Origin of the sequence: Pseudomonas sp. R25(2017) (genome assembly GCF_002112565.1) — a bacterium.
Classification (GTDB): domain Bacteria; phylum Pseudomonadota; class Gammaproteobacteria; order Pseudomonadales; family Pseudomonadaceae; genus Aquipseudomonas; species Aquipseudomonas ekonensis.
This window is the reverse complement of record NZ_NEHZ01000004.1, coordinates 28,144-50,201: the sequence shown is the minus strand read 5'-3', so window position 1 is coordinate 50,201 and position 22,058 is coordinate 28,144. Positions and strand designations below refer to the sequence as shown.

Annotated in this window: 22 protein-coding genes and 1 pseudogene; 6 read left to right on the top strand and 17 right to left on the bottom strand. The window is 65.0% G+C overall.

From position 1 onward, the window contains the following. Positions 1–107: 107 nt before the first annotated feature. Positions 108–491: a helicase gene (locus tag CAG31_RS06275; protein WP_085578985.1), complete on the top strand. Its 384-nt coding sequence runs from the start codon at positions 108–110 to the stop codon at positions 489–491. A gap of 90 nt (positions 492–581) precedes the next feature. On the opposite strand, the gene CAG31_RS06270 is transcribed toward CAG31_RS06275, so the two are convergent. The 6 genes from CAG31_RS06270 to exbB all read right to left on the bottom strand — a co-directional run bounded on the left by CAG31_RS06270 (position 582) and on the right by exbB (position 7,393). Next, positions 582–1,982, bottom strand: a complete 1,401-nt coding sequence (locus CAG31_RS06270) for an aminoacyl-tRNA deacylase and HDOD domain-containing protein (RefSeq protein WP_085578983.1) — start codon at positions 1,980–1,982, stop codon at positions 582–584. Between the two features lie 79 nt (positions 1,983–2,061). Further along, positions 2,062–4,137: an ATP-dependent DNA helicase RecG gene (recG, locus tag CAG31_RS06265; RefSeq protein ID WP_085578981.1), complete on the bottom strand. Its 2,076-nt coding sequence runs from the start codon at positions 4,135–4,137 to the stop codon at positions 2,062–2,064. A 9-nt stretch (positions 4,138–4,146) separates the two neighbouring features. Beyond that, a complete protein-coding gene (locus tag CAG31_RS06260) occupies positions 4,147–5,076 on the bottom strand; it encodes a hydrogen peroxide-inducible genes activator (RefSeq protein ID WP_085578979.1) in 930 nt (309 codons plus the stop codon). 185 nt (positions 5,077–5,261) lie between these two features. Next, complete coding sequence (locus CAG31_RS06255; RefSeq protein ID WP_085578977.1) at positions 5,262–6,008, bottom strand: energy transducer TonB; 747 nt, start codon at positions 6,006–6,008, stop codon at positions 5,262–5,264. After that, positions 6,005–6,433, bottom strand: coding sequence for a TonB system transport protein ExbD (gene exbD / locus CAG31_RS06250; protein ID WP_085578975.1), 429 nt, complete (start codon positions 6,431–6,433; stop codon positions 6,005–6,007). Before exbD ends, CAG31_RS06255 begins: the two co-directional genes overlap by 4 nt. Positions 6,434–6,439: 6 nt before the next feature. Continuing rightward, positions 6,440–7,393 carry a tonB-system energizer ExbB gene (exbB, locus tag CAG31_RS06245; RefSeq protein ID WP_085578973.1) on the bottom strand — a complete coding sequence of 318 codons (954 nt, stop codon included), beginning with the start codon at positions 7,391–7,393 and terminating at the stop codon, positions 6,440–6,442. Positions 7,394–7,580: 187 nt separating this feature from the next. On the opposite strand from exbB, the gene CAG31_RS06240 reads away from it, so the two are divergent. Further along, positions 7,581–8,438, top strand: a complete 858-nt coding sequence (locus tag CAG31_RS06240; protein WP_085578971.1) for an NAD-dependent epimerase/dehydratase family protein — start codon at positions 7,581–7,583, stop codon at positions 8,436–8,438. Positions 8,439–8,570: 132 nt separating this feature from the next. Here CAG31_RS06240 and CAG31_RS06235 read toward each other — a convergent pair whose 3' ends face one another. From CAG31_RS06235 to CAG31_RS06210, 6 genes are all read right to left on the bottom strand, one after another. Then, a complete protein-coding gene (locus CAG31_RS06235; RefSeq protein ID WP_085578969.1) occupies positions 8,571–9,311 on the bottom strand; it encodes a hypothetical protein in 741 nt (246 codons plus the stop codon). Positions 9,312–9,384: 73 nt separating this feature from the next. Beyond that, positions 9,385–9,765, bottom strand: coding sequence for a RidA family protein (locus CAG31_RS06230; RefSeq protein WP_065258184.1), 381 nt, complete (start codon positions 9,763–9,765; stop codon positions 9,385–9,387). A gap of 24 nt (positions 9,766–9,789) precedes the next feature. Next, entirely contained in the window at positions 9,790–11,895 is a 2,106-nt protein-coding gene (spoT, locus tag CAG31_RS06225; protein WP_085578967.1) for a bifunctional GTP diphosphokinase/guanosine-3',5'-bis pyrophosphate 3'-pyrophosphohydrolase, read from the bottom strand. 57 nt (positions 11,896–11,952) lie between these two features. Continuing rightward, complete coding sequence (gene rpoZ / locus CAG31_RS06220; protein WP_085578965.1) at positions 11,953–12,219, bottom strand: DNA-directed RNA polymerase subunit omega; 267 nt, start codon at positions 12,217–12,219, stop codon at positions 11,953–11,955. 167 nt (positions 12,220–12,386) lie between these two features. Further along, positions 12,387–13,007, bottom strand: coding sequence for a guanylate kinase (gene gmk / locus CAG31_RS06215; RefSeq protein WP_085578963.1), 621 nt, complete (start codon positions 13,005–13,007; stop codon positions 12,387–12,389). Positions 13,008–13,017: 10 nt separating this feature from the next. Further along, positions 13,018–13,881: a YicC/YloC family endoribonuclease gene (locus tag CAG31_RS06210; RefSeq protein WP_085578961.1), complete on the bottom strand. Its 864-nt coding sequence runs from the start codon at positions 13,879–13,881 to the stop codon at positions 13,018–13,020. Positions 13,882–14,150: 269 nt separating this feature from the next. Between CAG31_RS06210 and rph the strand changes: the two genes are divergently transcribed. After that, positions 14,151–14,873: a ribonuclease PH gene (gene rph, locus CAG31_RS06205; protein ID WP_085578959.1), complete on the top strand. Its 723-nt coding sequence runs from the start codon at positions 14,151–14,153 to the stop codon at positions 14,871–14,873. Between the two features lie 28 nt (positions 14,874–14,901). Continuing rightward, the gene (locus tag CAG31_RS06200) at positions 14,902–15,270 is read left to right on the top strand and encodes a DUF4870 domain-containing protein (RefSeq protein WP_085578957.1); all 369 of its coding nucleotides are present in this window, start codon (positions 14,902–14,904) and stop codon (positions 15,268–15,270) included. A gap of 85 nt (positions 15,271–15,355) precedes the next feature. Here CAG31_RS06200 and CAG31_RS06195 read toward each other — a convergent pair whose 3' ends face one another. After that, positions 15,356–16,135 carry an exodeoxyribonuclease III gene (locus tag CAG31_RS06195; RefSeq protein ID WP_007920349.1) on the bottom strand — a complete coding sequence of 260 codons (780 nt, stop codon included), beginning with the start codon at positions 16,133–16,135 and terminating at the stop codon, positions 15,356–15,358. A gap of 82 nt (positions 16,136–16,217) precedes the next feature. On the opposite strand from CAG31_RS06195, the gene pyrE reads away from it, so the two are divergent. After that, entirely contained in the window at positions 16,218–16,862 is a 645-nt protein-coding gene (gene pyrE, locus CAG31_RS06190) for an orotate phosphoribosyltransferase (protein ID WP_085578955.1), read from the top strand. Positions 16,863–16,967: 105 nt separating this feature from the next. Here pyrE and argB read toward each other — a convergent pair whose 3' ends face one another. The 4 genes and pseudogenes from argB to coaBC all read right to left on the bottom strand — a co-directional run bounded on the left by argB (position 16,968) and on the right by coaBC (position 21,139). Further along, the gene (gene argB, locus CAG31_RS06185) at positions 16,968–17,873 is read right to left on the bottom strand and encodes an acetylglutamate kinase (protein WP_085578953.1); all 906 of its coding nucleotides are present in this window, start codon (positions 17,871–17,873) and stop codon (positions 16,968–16,970) included. A 17-nt stretch (positions 17,874–17,890) separates the two neighbouring features. After that, a pseudogene (locus CAG31_RS06180) lies at positions 17,891–19,294 on the bottom strand (phosphomannomutase/phosphoglucomutase); the annotation flags it as partial. Between the two features lie 175 nt (positions 19,295–19,469). Next, complete coding sequence (dut, locus tag CAG31_RS06175; protein WP_085578949.1) at positions 19,470–19,925, bottom strand: dUTP diphosphatase; 456 nt, start codon at positions 19,923–19,925, stop codon at positions 19,470–19,472. A gap of 5 nt (positions 19,926–19,930) precedes the next feature. Continuing rightward, positions 19,931–21,139, bottom strand: coding sequence for a bifunctional phosphopantothenoylcysteine decarboxylase/phosphopantothenate--cysteine ligase CoaBC (gene coaBC / locus CAG31_RS06170; protein WP_085578947.1), 1,209 nt, complete (start codon positions 21,137–21,139; stop codon positions 19,931–19,933). Between the two features lie 136 nt (positions 21,140–21,275). On the opposite strand from coaBC, the gene radC reads away from it, so the two are divergent. Continuing rightward, positions 21,276–21,950 (top strand): DNA repair protein RadC, encoded by a 675-nt coding sequence (radC, locus tag CAG31_RS06165; protein WP_085578945.1) that lies wholly within the window; start codon positions 21,276–21,278, stop codon positions 21,948–21,950. The last annotated feature ends 108 nt before the right edge of the window (positions 21,951–22,058 follow it).

The following is a 22,058-nucleotide window of genomic DNA, read 5'->3' as shown; positions in this document are numbered from 1 at the left end:
ATGCGAGAAAAGCTCGCCATCGTCTTGCAACGTCACTCGATAGTGGCGTTATCCCCTGAATCCCTTACACTCCCCCAGCCGTTCATTTTCCTTTTGAGGCTGTGCGCATGAAATTTCGTTTTCTTCTGTGGATGCTGGGGCTGTTGATGGGCAAGGCCAGTCGAACCAATCCGGCGTTCCAGCAGCAGTTGGGTGACAAGGATCTGGTGTTTCAGCTGCAGACCCTGGACGGCAAGGTGGCGCGGCATTTCGTGGTGAAGGGGCAGCGCATCACCAGCAAGGCCGGGGCGGTGGCGGAGCCGGCGTTTGCGATTGCGTTCAAGGACGCGGCATACGGGTTTGCCACGATGCAGGCCAAGAACAAGCAGCTGGCGTTCATGCAGGGGATTCAGGACAAGTCGATTCAGCTCAAGGGCAACCCGGCGCTGGTGATGTGGTTCCAGGGGCTGACCAAGTATTTGAAGCCTAAGAAGGCCAAGCCTAAGGCTTGATGCGGTCAGGTAGAACGGGTTGGATTCATCGCGAGCAGGCTCGCTCCCACAAGGGTTGTGTAAACCCTGAGGGAGCGGGCCTGTTGGCGTTTAGGCCTGGCTGAACTGCGAAGCCAGTTCGCGCAGCAGGACTTCGGCTTCGAGGACTTTGCTGACGACGTCGTTGGCCTTGTCGCGGGTCAGGCCGACGCGTTCCAGCAGCGCGTCCGGGATGTCTTCGTCGGGGCCGGAGCCGATGCCGCGGGCGCGCAGCAGGCGCACGGCCAGGCACACGAGGTTGGGGTACTCGGCGTAGGCGCCGTCGTAGTTCGGGTCGTGCTGGAAGCGCAGGGCGGTGGCCAGTTCGTCGGGCATGTCCCAGTAGCGCATCAGCCAGGAGCCGATCTGTTCGCGGCTGATGCCCAGCAAGTGCTGTTCCACGAAGCTGTGGCACAGGTGCGGGTTGACCTCCAGGTGCCGGCAGATCAGCGAGAAGTGCGGCGGGAACACGTGGGCCAGCAGCAGGTAGCCGAAGTTGTGCAGCAGGCCGGCGAGGTAGGTCAGGCCGGCTTCAGGGCGCTGGGCGCGCGGCATGGCGCGGGTCAGGCCTTCGATGACGGCGGCGGTGTAGATCGACTGCTGCCAGTACGGCGTGGTGTGTTGCGGGTGGTCCTTGGGCAAGCTCAGGGTCTTGCCGAGGGCCAGGCCCAGGGCCAGGTTGATCACCAGGTCGAAGCCCAGCACGCGGACGATGGCGTCTTCCACCGAGCGGATCTTGCCCGGCGAGGCGTAGTACGGCGACGCCGCCCAGCTCACCACTTGCGCGGCCAGCGCCGGGTCGGTCTCGACCACGCCGGTGATGTCGTCGATGGTGGCGTTGGGGTCGACCCGCAGTTTGATGATCTTTTGCGCGGTCTCGGCCAGCGGCGGGATCTCGATGGTCGCTTCCAGGCGCTGCTGGATGCGCCGTGCGGTGAACGCCTGCACGGCCTGGGTGATTTCCTCGCGGTCGTCGTCCGGGCGGTCGAGGTTGGGCCGGATGCTGCTCAGGGCTTCGCCGAAGTTGGCGGCGCTGGCCTTGGTCAGCATGGTCTTGAAGGCTTCGCTGGTGATCTCCAGCAGAACGCCCGGCTCGCCGGAGTGGATCAGCAGCTTGGGCTCGCGCAGCAGGCTTTCTTCGTAGAGGCACGGCGAGCTGGTCAGCGCCGGCAGGCCCGGCAGCAGGCTCAGGCTGTGCTTGCCGAGCATCTTGTCCAGGCGCTCGGTGGACACGGCGGTCAGGCGACGGCCGGTCAATTCGGCGAGGCGGTTGAGATCCAGCAACTGGCTCTGTGGGAACAGCACCATCAGCGCGCCGACGGCGTCGTCCAGCAACACGGCCTGCACTTTGCGCGAGGCGTTGAGGCCGTGGTGGTCGATCACTTCTTCGTAGGCGATGCCGAGTTTGTTGAGCAGCAGCCGAATGACAGACGGAGCGTGCGGGGTGTCGGGGGCGAGAGCAGCTTCGGTCATGGTCTGTATCCGTTTTTGAAACAATGGCAGGAGTATAACCAGCTTGGTCGTCGCGGGCTTTGAGAAACTGCGACGGTGCTCACACTTGGCCGTATTGCTGCCCGTGCCGCAGCCAGCGGTCGAGCAGCGGGCTGACGTGGGTGGGCCAGCGCTCCAGCAGCGCTTGCGCGGCGTCGCGCACGGCGGGCAGCAGGTCGGCGTCGCGCATAAGGTCAGCGACCTTGAATTGCAGCAGGCCGGTCTGGCGGGTGCCGAGCATTTCGCCGGGGCCGCGCAGTTCGAGGTCCTTTTCGGCGATGACGAAGCCGTCGTTGGTCTCGCGCATGATGCCCAGGCGCTGACGACCGATCTGTGACAGTGGCGGGTGGTAGAGCAGCACGCAATGGCTGACCGCGCTGCCCCGGCCCACGCGGCCGCGCAGCTGGTGCAGCTGGGCCAGGCCCAGGCGCTCGGGGTTCTCGATGATCATCAGGCTGGCGTTGGGCACGTCCACGCCGACCTCGATCACGGTGGTGGCCACCAGCAATTGCAGGTGGCCGGCCTTGAATTCGGCCATCACGGCGGCTTTTTCGGCGGGCTTCATGCGCCCGTGGATCAGCCCGACCTTCAGCTCGCCGAGGGCGGCGGTGAGGTCTTCGAAGGTGGTTTCGGCGGCCTGGCAGGTCAGCTCTTCGGACTCTTCGATCAGCGTGCACACCCAATAGGCCTGGCGGCCCTCGGCGCAGGCGCTGCGCACCCGCTCGATGACTTCGACGCGGCGGGTGTCGGTGACCAGCACGGTGTTGACCGGCGTGCGGCCCGGCGGCAGTTCGTCGAGGATCGAGGTGTCGAGGTCGGCGTAGGCGCTCATGGCCAGGGTGCGCGGGATCGGTGTGGCGGTCATGATCAGTTGGTGCGGGCACATCCGCCCGCCGACGCCTTTCTGCCGTAGCGCCAGGCGCTGCTGGACGCCGAAGCGGTGCTGTTCGTCGATGATCACCAGGGCGAGGTTCCGGAACTGCACTTCGTCCTGGAACAGCGCGTGGGTGCCCACCACCATTGGCGTGCCGCCGGCGATCTGCTCCAGCGCGGCGGCGCGGTTCTTGCCTTTGAGCTTGCCGGCCAACCAAGCCACTTCGATGCCCAGCGGTTCGAGCCAGCGCTTGAAGGTGAGGTAGTGCTGTTCGGCGAGGATCTCGGTGGGCGCCATCAGGGCGACCTGATAGCCGGCCTCCAGCGCTTGCAGGGCGGCGAGGGCGGCGACCACGGTCTTGCCCGCGCCGACGTCGCCCTGGATCAGGCGCAGCATCGGTTCTTGCTGGCTGAGGTCGTAGGCGATCTCGTTGCCGACCCGCTGTTGGGCGCCGGTGGGGCTGAAGCCGAGGTTGGCCAGGTACTGCGCCGGCAGCCGCGTGGCCTTGGGCATGGCCGGGGCGCGCAGGGAGCGCAGGCTCTCGCGCAGGCGCTGCTGGGATAGCTGGTGGGTCAGCAGCTCCTCGAACGCCAGCCGGTGCTGGGCCCAGTGATGGCCGAGGGCGAGCTCTTCGACGTCGGCGTCGGCGGGCGGGTTGTGCAGGTAGCGGATCGCGTCGGCCAGCGGCGCCAGTTGGTAGTCGCGGGCCAGTTCGGTCGGCAGCCAGTCGGGCAGGCTGGACGGCTTGAGCAGGGTCAGGGTCTGCAGGCAGAGCTGGCGCAGGCGCTGTTGGGTCAGGCCTTCGGTGAGCGGGTAGACCGGGGTCAGGGTCTCATCCACCGGCGGCGGTTCGTCGCCGGTGATGGCGCGGTATTCCGGGTGGTAGATCTCCAGCCCCGACGCGCCGGGCCGGACTTCGCCGTAGCAGCGGATCCGCGTGCCGCGCTTGAGGCCTTCCTTCTGCGCATTGCTGAAGTGGTAGAAGCGCAGGCTCAGGCCGCCGGTGCCGTCCTGCAGGCGCACCACCAGGCTGCGGCGCCGGCCCATGACCACGTCGGCGCCGCTGACGGTGCCTTCGACCACCGCGTCCTGCCCCGGGCGCAACGCCCCGATGGGCACCACGCGGGTGCGGTCCTGGTAGCGCAGCGGCAGGTGGAACAGCACGTCCTGGAGGTTCTCCAGGCCGACCTTGGCCAGTTTCTCGGCCATGGCTTCGCCGACACCCTTGAGTGCCGTCACCGACACTTGCGACAGCTCGCCCATGACGCTGGCTTAACCGGCCGTGACCGCGGCGGCGGGTTTGGCCACGGAGCACAGGCGGATGGAGTCGGCGAGGATCTCGATGGCCTTCGGGCGCGGGAAGCTGGCGCGCCAGGCGATGGCCACGGTGCGGAACGGCACAGGCGCCGACAGCGGCCGCACTTCGATCACGCCGGGGGCGTAGTGGTGGCTGTCGACCGCCGACAACGGCAGGATCGACACGCCCAGGCCCGAGGCGACCATGTGGCGGATGGTTTCCAGGGAGCTGGATTCCACTGTGGTGTGCTTGGCGCCGTCGTTGCCCTTGGTCAGGGTCGGGCAGGCTTCCAGCACCTGGTCGCGGAAGCAGTGGCCTTCGCCGAGCAGCAGCAGGCTCTTGTCGTTGAGCAGGGCGGTGTCGATGGACTCTTTTTGCGTCCACGGGTGCTGGGCCGGCATCAGCACGTAGAACGGCTCGTCGTAGAGCGGCAAGGTCAGCACGTCGGCTTCGTTGAACGGCAGGGCGATGATGATCGCGTCCAGCTCGCCGTTGCGCAGCTTGTCGCGCAGCACGTGGGTGAAGTTCTCTTCGATGTACAGCGGCATCTGCGGGGCGACCCGGTGCAGCTGCGGAATCAGGTGCGGGAACAGGTACGGCCCGACGGTGTAGATCGCGCCGACCTTCAGCGGGGCGGTGAGCTGGTTCTTGCCGGCCTGGGCCAGTTCGCGGATGCCCTGGGCCTGCTCCAGCACTTTCTGCGCCTGGGCGACGATGCCTTCGCCGACCGGGGTCAGGCGCACGGCGCTTTTGCTGCGCTCGAAAATCAGTACACCGAGTTCGTCTTCAAGTTTTTTCACGCCCACCGAAAGGGTCGGCTGGCTGACGTGGCAACGCTCGGCCGCATGGCCGAAATGCTGCTCTTGGGCGAGGGTGACGATGTAGCGTAATTCTGTGAGAGTCATGGCAAGCGTCCGTGGGTTTGCGGGCCAAGCATACCGGCTGCAATCGATAGACGCACGTTATCAGACTGAGTGCGGCATGCGACACCGGGCAATGCCGGTTTGGCAGGAATGGATACACAAAAGGCACCTCGCGGTGCCTTTTGTGGCGCAGAACCCATTGGAAGCGGAGCTGCTGTCAGACGAGATCAGCGTCGTTTGTCGATCGTGTACACAAACGGCGCAGTGATTTCGATCGAGCCGTTGCTCAGCATGTCCGTCGGCGGTTTGGGCAGCGGTTGGGCCTTGCGGATCATTTCCAGAGTGGCCCGATCCAGATCGGCATTGCCGGAGCGATCCACCAACTCGAACGACAGCACGTTGCCTTCGCCATCGACCACGAAACGCAGACGGTTGGTGCCAGTCTTGTTCCGCATCCTGGCGCTGTCCGGATACCTTTTGTACTTCTGCAAATGCGCGAGCAGCGTACCTTGCCAGCTGGCCTTGGCCGCCAGCTGCGCCGGCGACGGGCCCGGTGCCGGCTGCGCGGATTTCTCCGTGGGCGCCTGGGTCGGTTGCGTGTCGGCCGGTTTTTCCTCGGAAGGCTTTTCCTTCGGCGGCTCCGGCTTCTCGACCGGTTTGGGCGGCTGAGGCTTGGGCTTCGGCTTGGGTTTAGGCTTGGACACGGCGATCTCGGCCTTCGGCGCTTCCGCCAGTTTCGGGATCGGCAGTTCCTCGACCGGGGCCGGCGGCTGCGGCGGCGTGACCACTTTCGGCGGTGCGGGCGGCGGCGGTGCGGGCACCGGGGCCAGCTCGACCATCATGGCCTGCGGCGGCAGTTCGATGGGCGGCCGGGCGGTCCAGTTCACCGCCAGCGCGATGGCCAGCGCGTGGACGCCCAGCACCACGGCCAGGCTACCGCCGTAACGCGTCAGCTTATGGCGCGGCTCGATCATTTCTTGGCTGCCGTCTCAAGGCCCACCAGGCCGACCTTCAGGTAGCCGGCGCCGCGCAGCTTGTCCATCACGCTCATCAGGTCGCCGTAGTCCACGCCTTTGTCGGCCTGGAAGAAGATCGTCGTGTCCTTCTTGCCCTGGGTCTTGGCGTCGAGGGCGGCGCCGAGGGTTTCAGCCTTCACTTCGTCGTCGCCCAGGTACAGGCGCTGGTCGGCCTTGACGCTGAGGAACACCGGTTTTTCCGGGCGCGGCGCGGGCTTGGCGGTGGAGGCGGGCAGGTCGACCTTGATGTCCACGGTGGCCAGCGGCGCGGCCACCATGAAGATGATCAACAGCACCAGCATCACGTCGATGAACGGCGTGACGTTGATTTCGTGGTTCTCGGCCAGATCGTCGTCTGCGCCTTCTTTCAAATGCAGGCCCATGGCCGGTTACCCCACTTTCACCATGTGCGGTTGCGAGCTGCGCTCAGGCTGGTGGTCGAGGTCGCGGCTGACCAGCAGCAGCACCTGGGCCGACGCGTCGGACACCTGGGCCTTGTAGCCGGCGATGGAGCGGGCGAACACGTTGTAGATGACGACCGCCGGGATCGCTGCCACCAGGCCCATTGCGGTGGCCAGCAGCGCTTCGGCGATGCCCGGCGCGACGACGGCAAGGTTGGTGGTCTGGGTCTTGGCGATGCCGATGAAGCTGTTCATGATGCCCCACACGGTGCCGAACAGGCCGACGAACGGCGCGGTGGAACCGATGGTGGCGAGCACGCCGGTGCCGTTGCTCATGTTGCGGCCGCAGGCGGCCACCAGACGCTCAAGGCGGAAGCTGACGCGTTCCTTGATGCCTTCCTTCTCGCGGGCGTTGGTCGAGAGGCGCATCTCTTCAAGGGCATCGTGCACCAGCAGGTTGGCCAGGGTGCCTTCCTTCGCGGCGGATACGCTGGCTTCCTTGAGGGAGGCGGCTTTCTTCAGGCTGGCGATCTCGCCGCGCAGGCGGCGCTTGGCGCCCATCAGCTCGAAGCCCTTGGCGATCCAGATGGTCCAGGTGAGGATCGAGGCGAGGGCCAGGCCGATCATCACGGACTTAACGACCGCGTCGGCGTTCTGGTACATGCCCCAGGGCGACAGGTCGTGGGCCATGCCCAGGGTGTTGTCCGCTTCGAGGACTTCCGGTTGGTCGGCGGCGCCGGCATCAACGGCCTGGATCGCGTCGGTGGCGGCTGGCGCTGCGGCAGGGGCGGCTGGCGCGGCCTGCTCGGTGGCGGCAGGGGTGGCCTGGGTGTCGGCGAACGCGGCGACCGGCGCCAGCATCAGGCTGAGCAGCAGGGCTGCCGCGGCGCGCCAGGCGCGAGGTCGGTTGGTTGGCGAAGCGGAGGTTTGAATGCGTGTCATGCTGGCCGGACCTGAAGTAGAAAAACGGTGATGCTCTTCCAGGCCTCGAAAGGCCGAGAACAAAGTGGCGTGCATTATTGCAAGTAATTCTTGTTAACAGAAGTAATAGAGTTGCTTTTTTTCCTGCATTGCTAGCCACTCGTCAGTCGCCGAGGCTAGTCTGGTTCTTTCCGATAGGAGTTTTTCGATGTCTGCGCCTTCTGTTTTGATCGCCGGTTGCGGTGATGTCGGCGGTCGTCTGGCCACGCAATTGCTCGGCGGCGGATGGCAGGTCTACGGCCTGCGCCGCACGGTTTCCCGTTTGCCGGCGGGGGTGCTCGGGGTGGCGGGCGACCTGTTCGGCGAGGCCTGTCCGGCCGGTTGGCCGACTGGTTCGCTGGACTATCTGGTGTTCAGCGCGGCCGCCACCGAGCATGATGAGGCCGGCTACCGCGCCGCCTACGTCGAGGGCCTGCGGCATGTGCTGGGTTGGCTGAAGCAGCACGGCCAGCGGCCCAAGCGGATTCTGTTCGTCTCCAGCAGCAGCGTGTACGGGCAGCAGGACGGGGAGTGGGTCGATGAAGGCGCCGAGACGGTCGCAGCCGGCTATTCGGGGCGGGTGATGCTGGAGGCCGAGCAGGTGGCGCTCGGCAGCGGCATCCCGGCCAGCACCGTGCGCCTGACCGGGATCTACGGCCCCGGCCGGGAATGGCTGCTGACCCAGGTGCGTCGCGGCTATCGGGTGGCGGTCGAGCCGCCCCTGTACGGCAACCGCATCCATGCGGACGACGCGGCCGGACTGCTGGCGTTCCTGCTGGAGGCGGATCGTGGCGGGGCGGCGCTGGATGAGGTGTACATCGGCGTCGATGACGCGCCGGCGCCGTTGGCCGAGGTCGTGGCCTGGCTGCGCGAGTACCTGGGTGTCACCGAATGGGCTGAGGATGCGAGCGTGCGGCGTACCGGCAGCAAGCGGTGCAGCAACGCCCGGGCCAGGGCCTTGGGTTGGGCACCGAGCTATCCGAGCTATCGCGAAGGCTACGCGGCGATTCTGGAAGGACGCTGTTGACCCCAACGCCGGCAGGCTGGCGCCCACTGGGCTCAGCGGCGGCCGCAGATGCTGCGATCGACCGAAATTCCTGTAGGAGCCAGCCTGCTGGCGATGGCGGCAGTGAGGGCGGCGCCGGGGTTCAGAAGCGGGTCACTGCTTCTCGAGCAGCCACTTGCGCTCACCCGGGGTGAACTGCGGCTGTTCGTCCGCCAGCGCGGTGTTCACCGCCTGGAAGATCTCCAGTTCCTTGCCCTTGCGCGCAAAGATCCAGTTGTTGCCTTGGCCGTTGAGCTGCAGCCACATGCTGTCGTGGTCGCTGTTCATCGACGCGCAGTCGCCTGCCAGGCACAGGGCGTAGCGGTCGGCGCCGGGCAGGCCGGAGACCTGGCCGTCGGCCTGGAACTGCACGGTGCTGCCTTCGCCCTGGCCGCTGGCGATGGTCCAGTTGCCGCCCAGGTAGGCCGAGTACAGGGCGCGTTCGAAGCTGGCGCCGATGGGCGCGCCGTCCGGCACCGGGATCTGGGCGCGGTCGAACAGCTGTTCCGGTTCGTTTTCGGTGGCGGCCTGTTTCATCTGGCTGCCGTCGCGCTTCAGCTCGCTGCCGGAACCGCCGTAGAAGTCGATTTTCCACGCGCCGGACTGCTCGCCCTGCAAGCGTCCTTCGACATTCTCGAAACCGTTGGTGTAGCGGGCCTGGCCGGCGCGGGTGTTGACGTCCCATTCCAGGTTCGGGCCGTAGGCCTGCAGCGCTTCGCGCAGGGGGCCGCCTTTTGCGGCTGCGTCGATGGCGGTCTGGTTGATCCAGGTGCCGCTGATGTCGCGGTCGGCAGGGTCGCTGGCGCAGCCGCCGAGGAAAACGGCGAGCAGCGAGAGAGCAAGCGCTTTGCGCATGGATAAATCCTTTCGAAACCTTTTCTTGACGGCAAAGCAGTCGGCGCAGCGTTCGCACGCTGCGCCGTGCGCATTACTCGATGACCAGGATGGCATCCATTTCGACCTGCGAACCCTTAGGCAGGGCGGCGACGCCGATGGCGGCGCGGGCCGGGTACGGCTGTTCGAAGTACTTGCCCATGATCTCGTTGACCTTGGCGAAGTGGCTCAGGTCGGTGAGGAAGATGTTCAGCTTGACGATGTCCTTGAACGAACCGCCGGCCGCTTCGGCCACGGCTTTCAGGTTCTCGAACACCTGGACGGTCTGGGCTTCGAAGCCTTCGACCAGTTCCATGGTTTTCGGGTCCAGCGGGATCTGGCCCGACATGTACACGGTATTGCCGGCCTTGATCGCCTGGGAGTAGGTGCCGATGGCGGCCGGGGCCTTGTCGCTGCTGATAACGGTCTTGGTCATGTATGACTCCTTGTGATGGCGGGCTTAGGCGCGCATGCGGGTGATGCGTATCACCCCGGCCAGGGCGCGCAGTTTCTTGATCACGCGGGCCAGGTGCACGCGGTCGTGGACGCTGACCACCAGCTGGACGACGCTGATGCGGCCGTCGCGTTCGTCCATGCTGATTTTCTCGATGTTGCCGTCGGCGGCGTTGACGCTGCTGGCCAGCAGCGCGATCAGGCCGCGCTGGTGCTCCAGCTCGACCCGCAGCTCGACGTTGAATTCGCCGCTGACATCCTTGGCCCACGAGAGCTGGATGCATTTTTCCGGGTTGTGGCGGATTTCGCTGATGTTGCGGCAGTTGTCCAGGTGCACGACCATGCCTTTGCCCGCCGACAGGTGACCGACGATCGGGTCGCCGGGGATCGGCGTGCAGCATTTGGCGTAGCTGAGCACCAGGCCCTCGGTGCCGCGGATCGCCAGCGGGCCTTCCGGCGCCGGCAGCTGTTCGTCCTCGCCGAGCAGGCGGCGGGCCACCACATAGGCCATGCGGTTGCCCAGGCCGATGTCTTCGAGCAGGTCTTCGATCAGCTCCAGGCGGTACTCGGCGAGCATGGCCTGGATCCGCTCGGCGGAGATGTTCTCCAGCGAGCTGTCGAAACCGTTCAGCACCTTGTTCAGCAAGCGCTCGCCCAGGCTGATGGATTCGGAGCGGCGCTGCAGCTTGAGCGCATGACGGATGTGGGTGCGGGCCTTGCCGGTGACCACGAAGTTGAGCCACGCCGGGTTCGGCCGAGCGCCGGGGGCGCTGACGATCTCGACCGTGGAGCCGCTCTGCAGCGGTTCGGACAGCGGGGCGAGGCGGCGGTTGATCCGGCAGGCGATGCAGCTGTTGCCGACGTCGGTGTGCACCGCGTAGGCGAAGTCGACGGCGGTGGAGCCTTTGGGCAGCTCCATGATCCGGCCTTTGGGCGTGAACACGTAGACCTCGTCCGGGAACAGGTCGATCTTCACGCTTTCGATGAATTCCAGCGAGTTGCCGGCGCGTTGCTGCATTTCCAGCACGCCTTTGACCCATTGGCGGGCGCGGGCGTGGGTGCCTTTGGGCTGTTCGTCGCTGCTGGACTTGTACAGCCAGTGCGCGGCGATGCCGTTGTTGGCCATCTCTTCCATCTCGCGGGTGCGGATCTGGATCTCGATGGGCACGCCGTGCATGCCGAACAGCGTGGTGTGCAGCGACTGGTAGCCGTTGGCCTTGGGGATCGCGATGTAGTCCTTGAAGCGCCCCGGCAGCGGCTTGTACAGGTTGTGCACGGCACCCAGCACGCGGTAGCAGGTGTCGACCTTGTCGACGATGATCCGGAACGCGTACACGTCCATGATCTCGTTGAAGGCCCGGCGCTTGCCGCGCATTTTCTTGTAGATGCCGTAGAGGTGCTTCTGGCGGCCGCTGACCTCGCCCTGGATGCCGTCGATGGCCAGGCAGTGGCTCAGGGACTCTTCGATCTTGTTGACGATTTCCTTGCGGTTGCCCCGGGCGCGCTTGACCGCCTGGTAGATCCGCGCGGAACGCATCGGGTGCATGGCCTTGAAGCCGAGGTCTTCGAACTCCACGCGGACCGAGTGCATGCCCAGCCGGTTGGCGATGGGGGCGTAGATCTCCAGGGTTTCCTTGGCGATCCGCCGGCGCTTCTCGCCGGAGAGCACTTCCAGGGTGCGCATGTTGTGCAGGCGGTCGGCCAGCTTGACCAGGATCACGCGGATGTCGCGCGCCATGGCCATGGCCATCTTCTGGAAGTTCTCGGCCTGGGCTTCGGCCTTGGTCTCGAAGTTCATCTGGGTCAGTTTGCTGACCCCGTCGACCAGTTCGGCCACGGTTTCGCCGAACTGCGCCTGCAGCGCCTCTTTGGCGATGCCGGTGTCTTCGATCACGTCATGCAGCATCGCGGCCATCAGGCTCTGATGGTCCATGTGCATGTCGGCAAGGATGCTCGCGACCGCGAGCGGGTGCGTGACGTACGCCTCGCCGCTGCGGCGGCGCTGGCCGTCGTGGGCCTGTTCGGCGTAGAAGTAGGCCCGGCGGACCAGGTTGACCTGGTCCTGGCCGAGGTAGGCCGATAAGCGATCGGCGAGGGCGTCTATGCTCGGCATGATGACTCCTGCCGCAAGCTGTGTTCCCGCGCCGTGCTACGTCGACCAGGCATAGGCTTAGACGGCCTCGTTGGACTCGTCCTCGGTAAATGCAGCGAAGACCGGGTCTTCGGTGACGATTTCTTCGGCGGCGATGAATTCAGGGGTCACGATGCCTTCGGCGATTTCACGCAGGGCGACGACGGTAGGCTTGTCGTTTTCCCATGCGACCTTCGGCTCTTTGCCGCCGGTTGCCAGTTGACGGGCACGCTTGGTCGAGAGCATGACCAGCTCAAAGCGGTTATCCACGTGTTCTAGGCAGTCTTCAACGGTTACGCGGGCCATGGTCTTCCTCGTAGCAAATGCGATATGCGCGGTGCCCGGATGGGCGAGCGGACTCGGCAGTTTAAAAAAACACCAGCGATTAGGGAAGCGCTGATTTTTTGACCAGACCCTTCAACGCGCTGCAAGTGCCAATGTAAAGCCCTTGCAGCGCGTTTGGGAAGAGCCGGTCAACCGAGCAGTTCGGCCAACAGTTTGCCGAAACGCACTTGCTGGCGTTTCTGCAGCAGCTGGTTGGAGCGGAAAATCGCTTTCAGGTCGTCCAGCGCATGGGCGAAATCGTCGTTGATGATCACGTAGTCGTATTCGACGTAGTGGCTCATCTCGCTGACCGCCTCGCGCATGCGTCCGTCGATGATCTCGTCGCTGTCCTGGCCGCGGTTGGTCAGGCGCTGGTGCAGGGCTTGCAGCGAAGGCGGCAGGATGAAGATCGAGCGGGCCTGGGGCATCAGCTTGCGCACTTGTTCGGCGCCTTGCCAGTCGATTTCCAGGATCAGGTCATGACCTTCGTCCAGGGTCTGCTGCAGGCGGCTTTGCGAGGTGCCGTAGAAGTTGCCGAACACTTCGGCACGTTCGAGGAAATCGCCGTGTTCGCCCATCTTCACGAACGCTTCGCGGGTCACGAAGTGGTAGTTCACGCCGTCCACCTCGCCCGGACGCATGGCGCGGGTGGTGTGGGAGATCGATACGCGGATTTCCGGGTTGGCGTCGGTCAGCGCCTTGACCAGGCTGCTCTTGCCCGCGCCCGAGGGGGCGGAAATGATGTAAAGGGTGCCGGTGCTGTGGGTCATGGGAATAGCCTTACTCAATGTTCTGCACTTGTTCGCGCATCTGCTCGATCAACACCTTGAGGTTGACCGCCGCCTGGGTGCTGCGCGGGTCGAAGGCCTTGGAGCCCAGTGTGTTGGCTTCGCGGTTGAGCTCCTGCATCAGGAAGTCCAGGCGCCGCCCGGCCGCGCCGCCGGACTTGAGCACGCGGCGGACTTCGATGATGTGGGTGCTCAGGCGATCCAGTTCTTCGGCCACGTCGCTCTTTTGCGCGAGCATGACCATTTCCTGCTCCAGGCGCTGCGGATCCAGCTCGGCCTTCATGTCGGCGAAGCGGTCCAGGACCTTCTGGCGCTGGGTGGCGAGCATCTGCGGAACCAGTTCGCGCAGGGTCGATACGTCTTCTTCGATGGAGGTCAGGCGGTCGTCGATCAACCGGGCCAGCTCCGCGCCTTCGCGCTCGCGGCCGGCCTTGAGCTCCTTCAGGCCCTGGTTGAACAGGGCCAGCGCCTCGGCGTTGAGCGCCTGCGGATCGCTGGCGTCGGCGACCAGCACGCCCGGCCAGGCCAGCACTTCCAGCGGGTTCAGGGCGGCGGGGTTCTTGATCAGGCCGGCGACGGTCTCGGCGGCGGCGACCAGTTGCGCAGCGCGCTCGCGGTCCACCTGCAACGGTTTGCCGGTGCTTTCTTCGGTGAAGCGCAGGGTGCATTCCAGCTTGCCCCGCGACAGGCCCTGGCGCAGCGCTTCGCGCACGGCGCCTTCGAGGTCGCGGAAGGACTCCGGCAGGCGCAGGTGCGGTTCCAGGTAGCGGCTGTTGACCGAGCGCAGTTCCCAGCTCAGGGTGCCCTGGACGCCGGCTTTCTCGACGCGGGCGAAGGCGGTCATGCTGTGCACCATGGTGGTACCTCGCAATGCAGAACGGTGCGGAACCTGCGTTCCGCCTCATCGCTCTCAATGAATGTAAGCCGACTGGCAGCAAAGGCGCAGGATTGTAGCGCAGTGCGGCGGATGCGCCCAAACACACGCTGTGACAAAGGGCTGCAGGCCGTCGGGGACAGGCGTTGCAGGGCCCTCGGTCGTCGGCGGGCATTTTTGACGACTGCCCAGGCGCGGTGCACGGCCCTATAATGCTCCGCAGTTTTCCGTCCCCAGTACAGGTATCTCCTATGAAACGTCCAAGTGGTCGCGCTGCCGATCAGCTCCGCTCGATCCGCATTACCCGCAACTACACCAAGCATGCCGAGGGATCGGTACTGGTCGAATTCGGTGATACCAAGGTCATCTGCACCGTCAGCGTCGAAAACGGCGTGCCGCGATTCCTCAAGGGCCAGGGCCAGGGCTGGCTGACCGCCGAGTACGGCATGCTGCCGCGCTCCACCGGCGAGCGTAACCAGCGCGAGGCCAGCCGCGGCAAGCAGGGCGGGCGCACCCTGGAGATCCAGCGCCTGATCGGCCGTTCCCTGCGCGCGGCCCTGGACATGTCCAAGCTGGGCGATGTCACCCTGTACGTCGACTGCGACGTGATCCAGGCCGACGGCGGCACCCGCACCGCGTCGATCACCGGCGCCATGGTCGCGCTGGTCGATGCGCTGAAGGTGATCAAGAAGCGCGGCGGCCTGAAGGGCGGCGACCCGCTCAAGCAGATGGTCGGCGCCGTTTCTGTGGGCATGTACCAGGGCGAGCCGGTGCTGGATCTGGACTATCTTGAGGACTCCGCCGCCGAGACCGACCTGAACGTGGTGATGACCGGCACCGGCGGCTTCATCGAAGTGCAGGGCACCGCCGAAGGCGCGCCGTTCCAGCCTGAGGAACTGACCGCCATGCTGGAGCTGGCCAAGAAGGGCATGACCGAGATCTTCGAACTGCAGAAGGCGGCGCTGGCTGACTGAGCCGCCGGGCGACCCCAAGGAGGATGCGATGAGTGACGAACAAGAGCTGCAGCCCAGGCCGAGCCACGAGGTGCGCCAGTGGGCCATGTTTTGTCACTTGTCCGCCCTGCTGGGGATCTGGGTGCCCTTCGGCACGCTGATCGGGCCGCTGATCCTCTGGCAGATGAAGCGCGAGACCGATCCGTTCATCGATGCCCAGGGCAAGGAAGCGCTGAACTTCCAGATCACCGTGGCGATCGCCTCGATGGTCTGCTTCCTGCTGATGGTGCTGATCATCGGCTTCGTGCTGTTCGGCCTGCTGGCCATCGGCGCGCTGGTGCTGACGATCATCGGCGGGGTGAAGGCCAACGAAGGGATCGCCTACCGGTATCCGTTCACCTGGCGCCTGATCAAGTAACGACCGACGGTTCCTACCGGGCAAAGCCTTCAGGCACAAAAAAACCGACAGCGATGTCGGTTTTTTTGAGGCTGCGAAAAGGCGCTCAGATGGTCAGCGTCCAGTCGTAGTCCACGATCAGCGGTGCGTGCTGCGAGAACCGTGGCTGACGCGGCAGGCGTGCGCTGCGCACGAAGCGACGCAAGCCCGGGGTCAGGATCTGGTAGTCGAAGCGCCAGCCGAGGTTGAGCATCTCGGCCTGTTCGTTGTCCGGCCACCAGCTGTACTGGTCGCCTTCGCGGCTGACTTCGCGCAAGGCGTCGACATAACCCATGTTGCCGACGATCTCGTCCATCCAGGCGCGTTCCGGCGCCAGGAAGCCCGGGGATTGCTGGCTGTCGCGCCAGTTCTTGATGTCGAGCTTCTGCTGCGCCACGTACAGCGAGCCACAATAGATGTACTCGCGACGTTTGCGCCGCTGTTTGTCCAGATACTTGCCGAAGTCGTCCATGAGCTTGAACTTCTGGTTCAAGTCCTCATCGCCGTTCATCCCCGAAGGAAGCAGCAAGGTGGCAATACTGACTTTGTCGAAATCTGCTTGCAGGTAGCGCCCGTAGCGGTCGGCCGTCTCGAAACCGAGACCGCTGATGACAGCCTTCGGTTGCAACCGCGAGTACAAAGCCACACCGCCTTGGGCGGGAACTTCGGCGTCGCAGGCATAAAGGAAGTAGCCGTCCAGTTGGAAGGCTGGGTCGTCCAGTTCAAAGGCGGAGGCACGGGTGTCCTGCAGGCAGATGACGTCGGCATTCTGAGCCTGCAGCCAACTGAGCAAACCTCGCTCGACTGCAGCCTGAATACCATTGACGTTCACACTGATGATCCGCATAAATGGCCCCAAAAATCGCGTGCGTGTATGATACACGGCGTCAAGCTAATTAGCTAAATCCGTGGTATTTGGGGTTTTTTTCATGCAAGCGTATCAGCGCGATTTCATTCGTTTTGCCATCGATCGCGGCGTTTTGCGCTTCGGTGAGTTCACCCTGAAGTCCGGGCGCACCAGTCCTTACTTCTTCAACGCCGGCCTGTTCAACTCAGGTTCCGCGCTGGCCCAGCTGGGCCGTTTCTACGCGGCGGCCATCGTCGACAGCGGCATTTCCTTCGACGTCCTCTTCGGCCCGGCCTACAAAGGCATCCCGCTGGCGGCCACCACCGCCGTCGCGCTGGCCGAACACCACGGCCGCGACCTGCCATGGTGCTTCAACCGCAAGGAAGCCAAGGCCCACGGCGAGGGCGGCAGCCTGGTCGGCGCGCCGCTGACCGGCGACGTGCTGATCATCGACGACGTGATCACCGCCGGCACCGCGATCCGCGAAGTGATGCAGATCATCGCGTCCCAGGAAGGCGCCAAGGCGGCCGGCGTGCTGATCGCCCTGAACCGCCAGGAGCGCGGCAACGGCGAGCTGTCGGCGATTCAGGAAGTCGAGCGTGACTTCGGCATCCCGGTGATCAGCATCGTGTCGCTGAACCAGGTGCTGGAATTCCTGGCCGACGACCCGCAGCTCAAGCAGCACCTGCCGGCCGTCGAGGCCTACCGCGCCCAGTTCGGCGTTTGAACGGGTTCCTTGCAGGCGCGGGCAGGCTCGTTCCTGCAGGGATCTGAGGCAAAAAAAGACCCCGCTCAGCCAGGCTGAGCGGGGTCTTTTCGTTTGCGTGAGCGCTTAAGAACGCTTGCGGTTGCTGATCAGGGTGCCCACACCGGTGTCGGTGAAGATTTCCAGCAGGATCGCATTCGGCACGCGGCCGTCGATGATCAGCGAGCTGCCCACGCCGCCCTGCACCGCTTCCAGCGCGCAGCGGATCTTCGGCAGCATGCCGCCGTAGATGGTGCCGTCGGCGATCAACGCGTCGACTTGCTGGGTGCTCAGGCCGGTCAGTACCTTGCCTTCCTTGTCCATCAGGCCGGCGATGTTGGTCAGCAGCATCAGTTTCTCGGCCTTCAGCGCTTCGGCGACCTTGCCGGCCACCAGGTCGGCGTTGATGTTGTACGACTCGCCGTTATCACCGACGCCGATCGGCGCGATCACCGGGATGAAATCGCCCTTGACCAGCAGGTTCAGCAGGTCGGTGTTGATCCCGACCACTTCGCCCACATGGCCGATGTCGATGATTTCCGGGGTGGTCATCTCCGGGGTCTGGCGGGTGACGTTGAGCTTTTTCGCGCGGATCAGCTCGGCGTCCTTGCCGGTCAGGCCGATGGCGCTGCCGCCATGCCGGTTGATCAGGTTGACGATGCTCTTGTTGACCTGGCCGCCGAGCACCATTTCCACCACGTCCATGGTGGCGGCGTCAGTGACGCGCATGCCGTCGACGAAGTGGCTTTCGATGGACAGGCGCTTGAGCAGATCGCCGATCTGCGGGCCGCCGCCGTGCACGACCACCGGGTTGATGCCCACGGCCTTCATCAGCACGATGTCGCGGGCGAAGCCGGTCTTCAGCTCCTCGCTTTCCATCGCGTTGCCGCCGTATTTGATCACCAGGGTCTTGCCGACATAACGTCGGATGTAAGGCAGCGCTTCGGACAGGACCTTGGCGGTTTGGGCGGCGGCATCGCGTTCGAGGGTCATTCAGGGCTCCGGGTGAATCAGAACGGTAGTTGGAGATCAGGTGCAACGCGTTTCAGCTGGGCATGGAACACAGCCTTGATGCGTGCAAGTTCTGCCTCGTCATCGGCCTCGAAACGCAGCACCAGCACCGGTGTGGTGTTGGATGCGCGTACCAGGCCCCAGCCTTTGGCGTAGTCGACCCGCACGCCGTCGATGGTGGTCAGGTCCGCGCCTGGGCCCCACTGTGCGTCGTGCAGTGCATCAATGATGCTGAATTTGCTCTCTTCGGTCACATGGATATTGATTTCCGGCGTCGAAACATCGTTCGGGAAGGTCGCGAACAGCGCTTCGGCGGTGGATTTCTCCTGGCTGAGGATCTCCAGCAGCCGCGCGGCGCTATAGATGCCGTCGTCGAAGCCGAACCAGCGCTCCTTGAAGAAGATATGCCCGCTCATTTCGCCGGCCAACAGGGCGCCGGATTGTTTCATCTTCTTTTTGATCAACGAGTGACCGGTCTTCCACATTAGCGACCGGCCGCCGTATTCCTTGATCAGCGGGATGAGGCGGCGGGTGCATTTGACGTCGAAAATGATCTCTGCGTCCGGGTTGCGCGCCAGCACGTCGCGGGCGAACAGCATCAGCAGGCGATCCGGGAACACGATGCTGCCGGCGTCGGTCACCACGCCGACGCGGTCTCCGTCGCCGTCGAAGGCCAGGCCCAGGTCGGCGCCGGTTTCCTTGACCTTGGCGATCAGGTCGACGAGGTTCTCAGGCTTGCCCGGATCCGGGTGGTGGTTGGGGAAGTGGCCGTCCACTTCGCAGAACAGCGGGATCACTTCGCAGTTCAGCGCTTCGATCAGTTGCGGGGCGATCACGCCGGCCGCGCCGTTGCCGCAGTCGACCACGACTTTCATGCGTCGGGCCAGCTTGATGTCCCGGACGATTTCGGTGGTGTAGCGGTCGAGGATCTCGACCTGGGTCACGCTGCCCTGGCCGCTGCTCAGGTCGCCGGTCTTGAGGCGCTCGTGCAGGGCCTGGATTTGCTCGTTGGCGAGGGTGTCGCCGGCGATCATGATCTTGAAGCCGTTGTAGTTCGACGGATTGTGGCTGCCGGTGAGCATCACCGCGGACTTGCCGGCCAGCACGTTGGCGGCGTAGTACAGCGCCGGGGTCGGCACCAGGCCGACGTCGCTGACGTGGCAGCCGCTGTCGGCGATGCCTTTGATCAGTTGGGCGACCAGTTCCGGGCCGGACAGGCGCCCGTCGCGGCCGACGGACACGTTCGGCTCGCCTTGGGCCAGGCTCTGCGAGCCGACGGCGCGGCCGATCCAGTAGGCCGTTTCGGCGTTGAGGAATTCCGGCACGGTGCCGCGGATGTCATACGCGCGGAAAATGCTGTCGGGAAGCTTCGGTGCTACTTGGGCGGGGGTGCTCATCGGCGGAAATGCTCCATCTCGAAAGTGGCTGGACGCGCCGGCGACTCACTCGGCGGCAGGCTCAAACTGAAGGGTATGACGGCGTTTTCCGCAGAGAGTTCGTGGTATGAAAGGGCCATGACGCCCCGCCCGGCGTGGCCGCTTGCTGTGGCGAGGGGGCCGACTCCCTCGCCACGAACGGTCACTTGGTGCCGGTATGGCCGAAACCGCCGGTGCCGCGTTCGGTCTCGACGAACTCCTCGACCATCTCGAAATGCGCCTGCACCACCGGCACCAGCACCAGTTGCGCCAGGCGTTCGCCGACGGTCATGGTGAAGTCGGTCTGGCCGCGGTTCCAGCAGGAGACCATCAGCGGGCCCTGGTAGTCGGAGTCGATCAGGCCGACCAGGTTGCCCAGCACGATGCCGTGCTTATGGCCCATGCCGGAGCGCGGCAGGATCAGCGCGGCGAGGTTCGGGTCGCCGATGTACACCGACAGGCCGGTGGGGATCAGCACGGTCTCGCCCGGCTTGATCACGGTGTCCTGTTCCAGCATGGCGCGCAGGTCGAGGCCGGCGGAGCCGGGCGTGGCGTATTGCGGCAGCGGGAATTCGGTGCCGATGCGTGGGTCGAGGATCTTGGCTTGCAAAGCGTGCATGTAAATTAAACCTGGTTCAGCCGTTCGGCGATGAATGTGACCAGTTGGCGGGCGATCTTGCCCTTGCTGGTCTGGGCGAAGACCGTGGCGTGCAGCCCACGGTCGATGACGCTGCAGGCGTTCTCTTCGCTGTTGAAGCCGATGCTCGGGTTGGCGACGTCGTTGGCGACGATCAGGTCGAGATTCTTGTCCTTGAGTTTGCGTGCAGCGTAGTCGAGCAGGTGTTCGGTCTCGGCGGCGAAGCCGACACTGAACGGACGGTCGGAACGGGTGGCGATGGTGGCCAGGATGTCCGGGTTACGTACCATTTGCAGGACGAAACCGTCGCCGCTCGTAGGGTCTTTCTTGAGTTTTTGCGGGGCCACGACTTCCGGGCGGTAGTCCGCGACCGCTGCCGAGGCGATGAAGATGTCGCAAGGCATCGCGGCTTCGCACGCCGCGAGCATGTCCCGGGCGCTGACCACGTCGATGCGGGTGACGCGGTCCGGGGTCGGCAGGTGCACCGGGCCGCTGATCAGGGTCACGCGGGCGCCGGCCTCCACCGCCGCTTCGGCCAGGGCGAAGCCCATTTTCCCGGAGCTGTGGTTGGTGATGTAGCGCACCGGGTCGATGTTTTCCTGGGTCGGGCCGGCGGTGATGACCACGTGCTTGCCGGTCAGCGCCTGACGCTGGAAACAGTCCGCCGCGCATTGGGCCAGGTCGGTGGCTTCCATCATCCGGCCCATGCCGACGTCGCCGCAGGCCTGGCTGCCGGACGCCGGGCCGAAGGTCTTCAGGCCGCGGCTTTCCAGGAGCTGCAGGTTGGCCTGGGTGGCCGGGTCGCGCCACATGGCCTGGTTCATGGCCGGGGCCACGGCGACGATGGCGTCGGTGGCCAGCACCAGGGTGGTCAGCAGGTCATTGGCGATGCCTTGGGCCAGGCGGGCCAGCAGGTCGGCGGTGGCCGGGGCGATCAGCACCAGGTCGGCCCATTTGGCCAGTTCGATGTGGCCCATCGCGGCTTCGGCGGCAGGGTCGAGCAGGTCGAGGTGCACCGGGTGCCCGGACAGGGCCTGCATGGTCAGCGGGGTGATGAATTCGCTGCCGCCGCGGGTCATGACCACGCGCACTTCGGCGCCCTGGTCGATCAGGCGGCGAACCAGATCGGCGCTTTTATAGGCCGCGATGCCGCCGCCGACGCCCAGAACGATGCGTTTCCGATACAGCCGCTGCATAGGTCTGCCTTTCATTTCATGGATGGTAGCGGTGCGGCACCCCCCTCCCCAGGGGCGGGCCGACCGCCAAAAAAGATGGGCTACGATATCACAGCGTCCGCTATGGAACAGCGGCGCCCACAGACAAGGAATGTGTATGAGTATTCGCGATTGGCCGGCGGCGGAAAGGCCGCGGGAAAAGCTACTTGAGCAGGGCTCCGCGAGCCTTTCGGACGCCGAACTGCTGGCGATCTTTCTGCGCACCGGCGTGTCCGGAAAAAGCGCGGTGGATCTGGCGCGACACCTGTTGAATCAATTCGGCAGCCTGCGTTTCTTGCTGGAGGCTGACCTGAACGCCTTCAGCGGACAATTGGGGCTGGGGCCGGCGAAGTTCGCCCAGTTGCAGGCCGTGCTGGAGATGGGGCGTCGGCACTTGGCGGAACGCATGCGGCGCAAGCCGGCGCTGGAGAGCCCGCAGGTCGTGCGCGATTACCTCAAGGCCATGTTGCGCCACGAGCCGCACGAGGTGTTCGGCTGCCTGTTCCTGGACTCCAAGCACCAGGTGCTGACCTTCGAGACGCTGTTTCGCGGCTCCATCGACAACACGGCCGTGCATCCTCGGGAGATAGTGAAGCGCTCCCTGGCCAATAACGCGGCGGCGGTGATCCTGTGCCACAACCACCCGTCGGGAAACACCGACCCCAGCGAGGCGGATCGCGTGCTGACCAAGCGGCTGCAGAAGGCACTGGAGCTGATCGATGTGCGGGTGCTCGATCACTTCATCGTCGGCGAGGGCGAGCCGCTGTCGATGGCGGAGTGCGGCTGGATGTAGCTGCGCACGGAATCAGCGCAGTCCACTGTGGGAGCGAGCCTGCTCGCGATGGCAGATCGATCAACATCGATGTTGACTGACACGGCGCCATCGCGAGCAGGCTTGCTC

Coding starts and splice junctions, on each gene's coding strand:
- CAG31_RS06275 (WP_085578985.1), top strand. CDS start 108: ATGAAATTTCGTTTTCTTCTGTGGATGCTGGGGCTGTTGATGGGCAAG.
- CAG31_RS06270 (WP_085578983.1), bottom strand. CDS start 1,982: ATGACCGAAGCTGCTCTCGCCCCCGACACCCCGCACGCTCCGTCTGTC.
- recG (WP_085578981.1), bottom strand. CDS start 4,137: ATGGGCGAGCTGTCGCAAGTGTCGGTGACGGCACTCAAGGGTGTCGGC.
- CAG31_RS06260 (WP_085578979.1), bottom strand. CDS start 5,076: ATGACTCTCACAGAATTACGCTACATCGTCACCCTCGCCCAAGAGCAG.
- CAG31_RS06255 (WP_085578977.1), bottom strand. CDS start 6,008: ATGATCGAGCCGCGCCATAAGCTGACGCGTTACGGCGGTAGCCTGGCC.
- exbD (WP_085578975.1), bottom strand. CDS start 6,433: ATGGGCCTGCATTTGAAAGAAGGCGCAGACGACGATCTGGCCGAGAAC.
- exbB (WP_085578973.1), bottom strand. CDS start 7,393: ATGACACGCATTCAAACCTCCGCTTCGCCAACCAACCGACCTCGCGCC.
- CAG31_RS06240 (WP_085578971.1), top strand. CDS start 7,581: ATGTCTGCGCCTTCTGTTTTGATCGCCGGTTGCGGTGATGTCGGCGGT.
- CAG31_RS06235 (WP_085578969.1), bottom strand. CDS start 9,311: ATGCGCAAAGCGCTTGCTCTCTCGCTGCTCGCCGTTTTCCTCGGCGGC.
- CAG31_RS06230 (WP_065258184.1), bottom strand. CDS start 9,765: ATGACCAAGACCGTTATCAGCAGCGACAAGGCCCCGGCCGCCATCGGC.
- spoT (WP_085578967.1), bottom strand. CDS start 11,895: ATGCCGAGCATAGACGCCCTCGCCGATCGCTTATCGGCCTACCTCGGC.
- rpoZ (WP_085578965.1), bottom strand. CDS start 12,219: ATGGCCCGCGTAACCGTTGAAGACTGCCTAGAACACGTGGATAACCGC.
- gmk (WP_085578963.1), bottom strand. CDS start 13,007: ATGACCCACAGCACCGGCACCCTTTACATCATTTCCGCCCCCTCGGGC.
- CAG31_RS06210 (WP_085578961.1), bottom strand. CDS start 13,881: ATGGTGCACAGCATGACCGCCTTCGCCCGCGTCGAGAAAGCCGGCGTC.
- rph (WP_085578959.1), top strand. CDS start 14,151: ATGAAACGTCCAAGTGGTCGCGCTGCCGATCAGCTCCGCTCGATCCGC.
- CAG31_RS06200 (WP_085578957.1), top strand. CDS start 14,902: ATGAGTGACGAACAAGAGCTGCAGCCCAGGCCGAGCCACGAGGTGCGC.
- CAG31_RS06195 (WP_007920349.1), bottom strand. CDS start 16,135: ATGCGGATCATCAGTGTGAACGTCAATGGTATTCAGGCTGCAGTCGAG.
- pyrE (WP_085578955.1), top strand. CDS start 16,218: ATGCAAGCGTATCAGCGCGATTTCATTCGTTTTGCCATCGATCGCGGC.
- argB (WP_085578953.1), bottom strand. CDS start 17,873: ATGACCCTCGAACGCGATGCCGCCGCCCAAACCGCCAAGGTCCTGTCC.
- dut (WP_085578949.1), bottom strand. CDS start 19,925: ATGCACGCTTTGCAAGCCAAGATCCTCGACCCACGCATCGGCACCGAA.
- coaBC (WP_085578947.1), bottom strand. CDS start 21,139: ATGCAGCGGCTGTATCGGAAACGCATCGTTCTGGGCGTCGGCGGCGGC.
- radC (WP_085578945.1), top strand. CDS start 21,276: ATGAGTATTCGCGATTGGCCGGCGGCGGAAAGGCCGCGGGAAAAGCTA.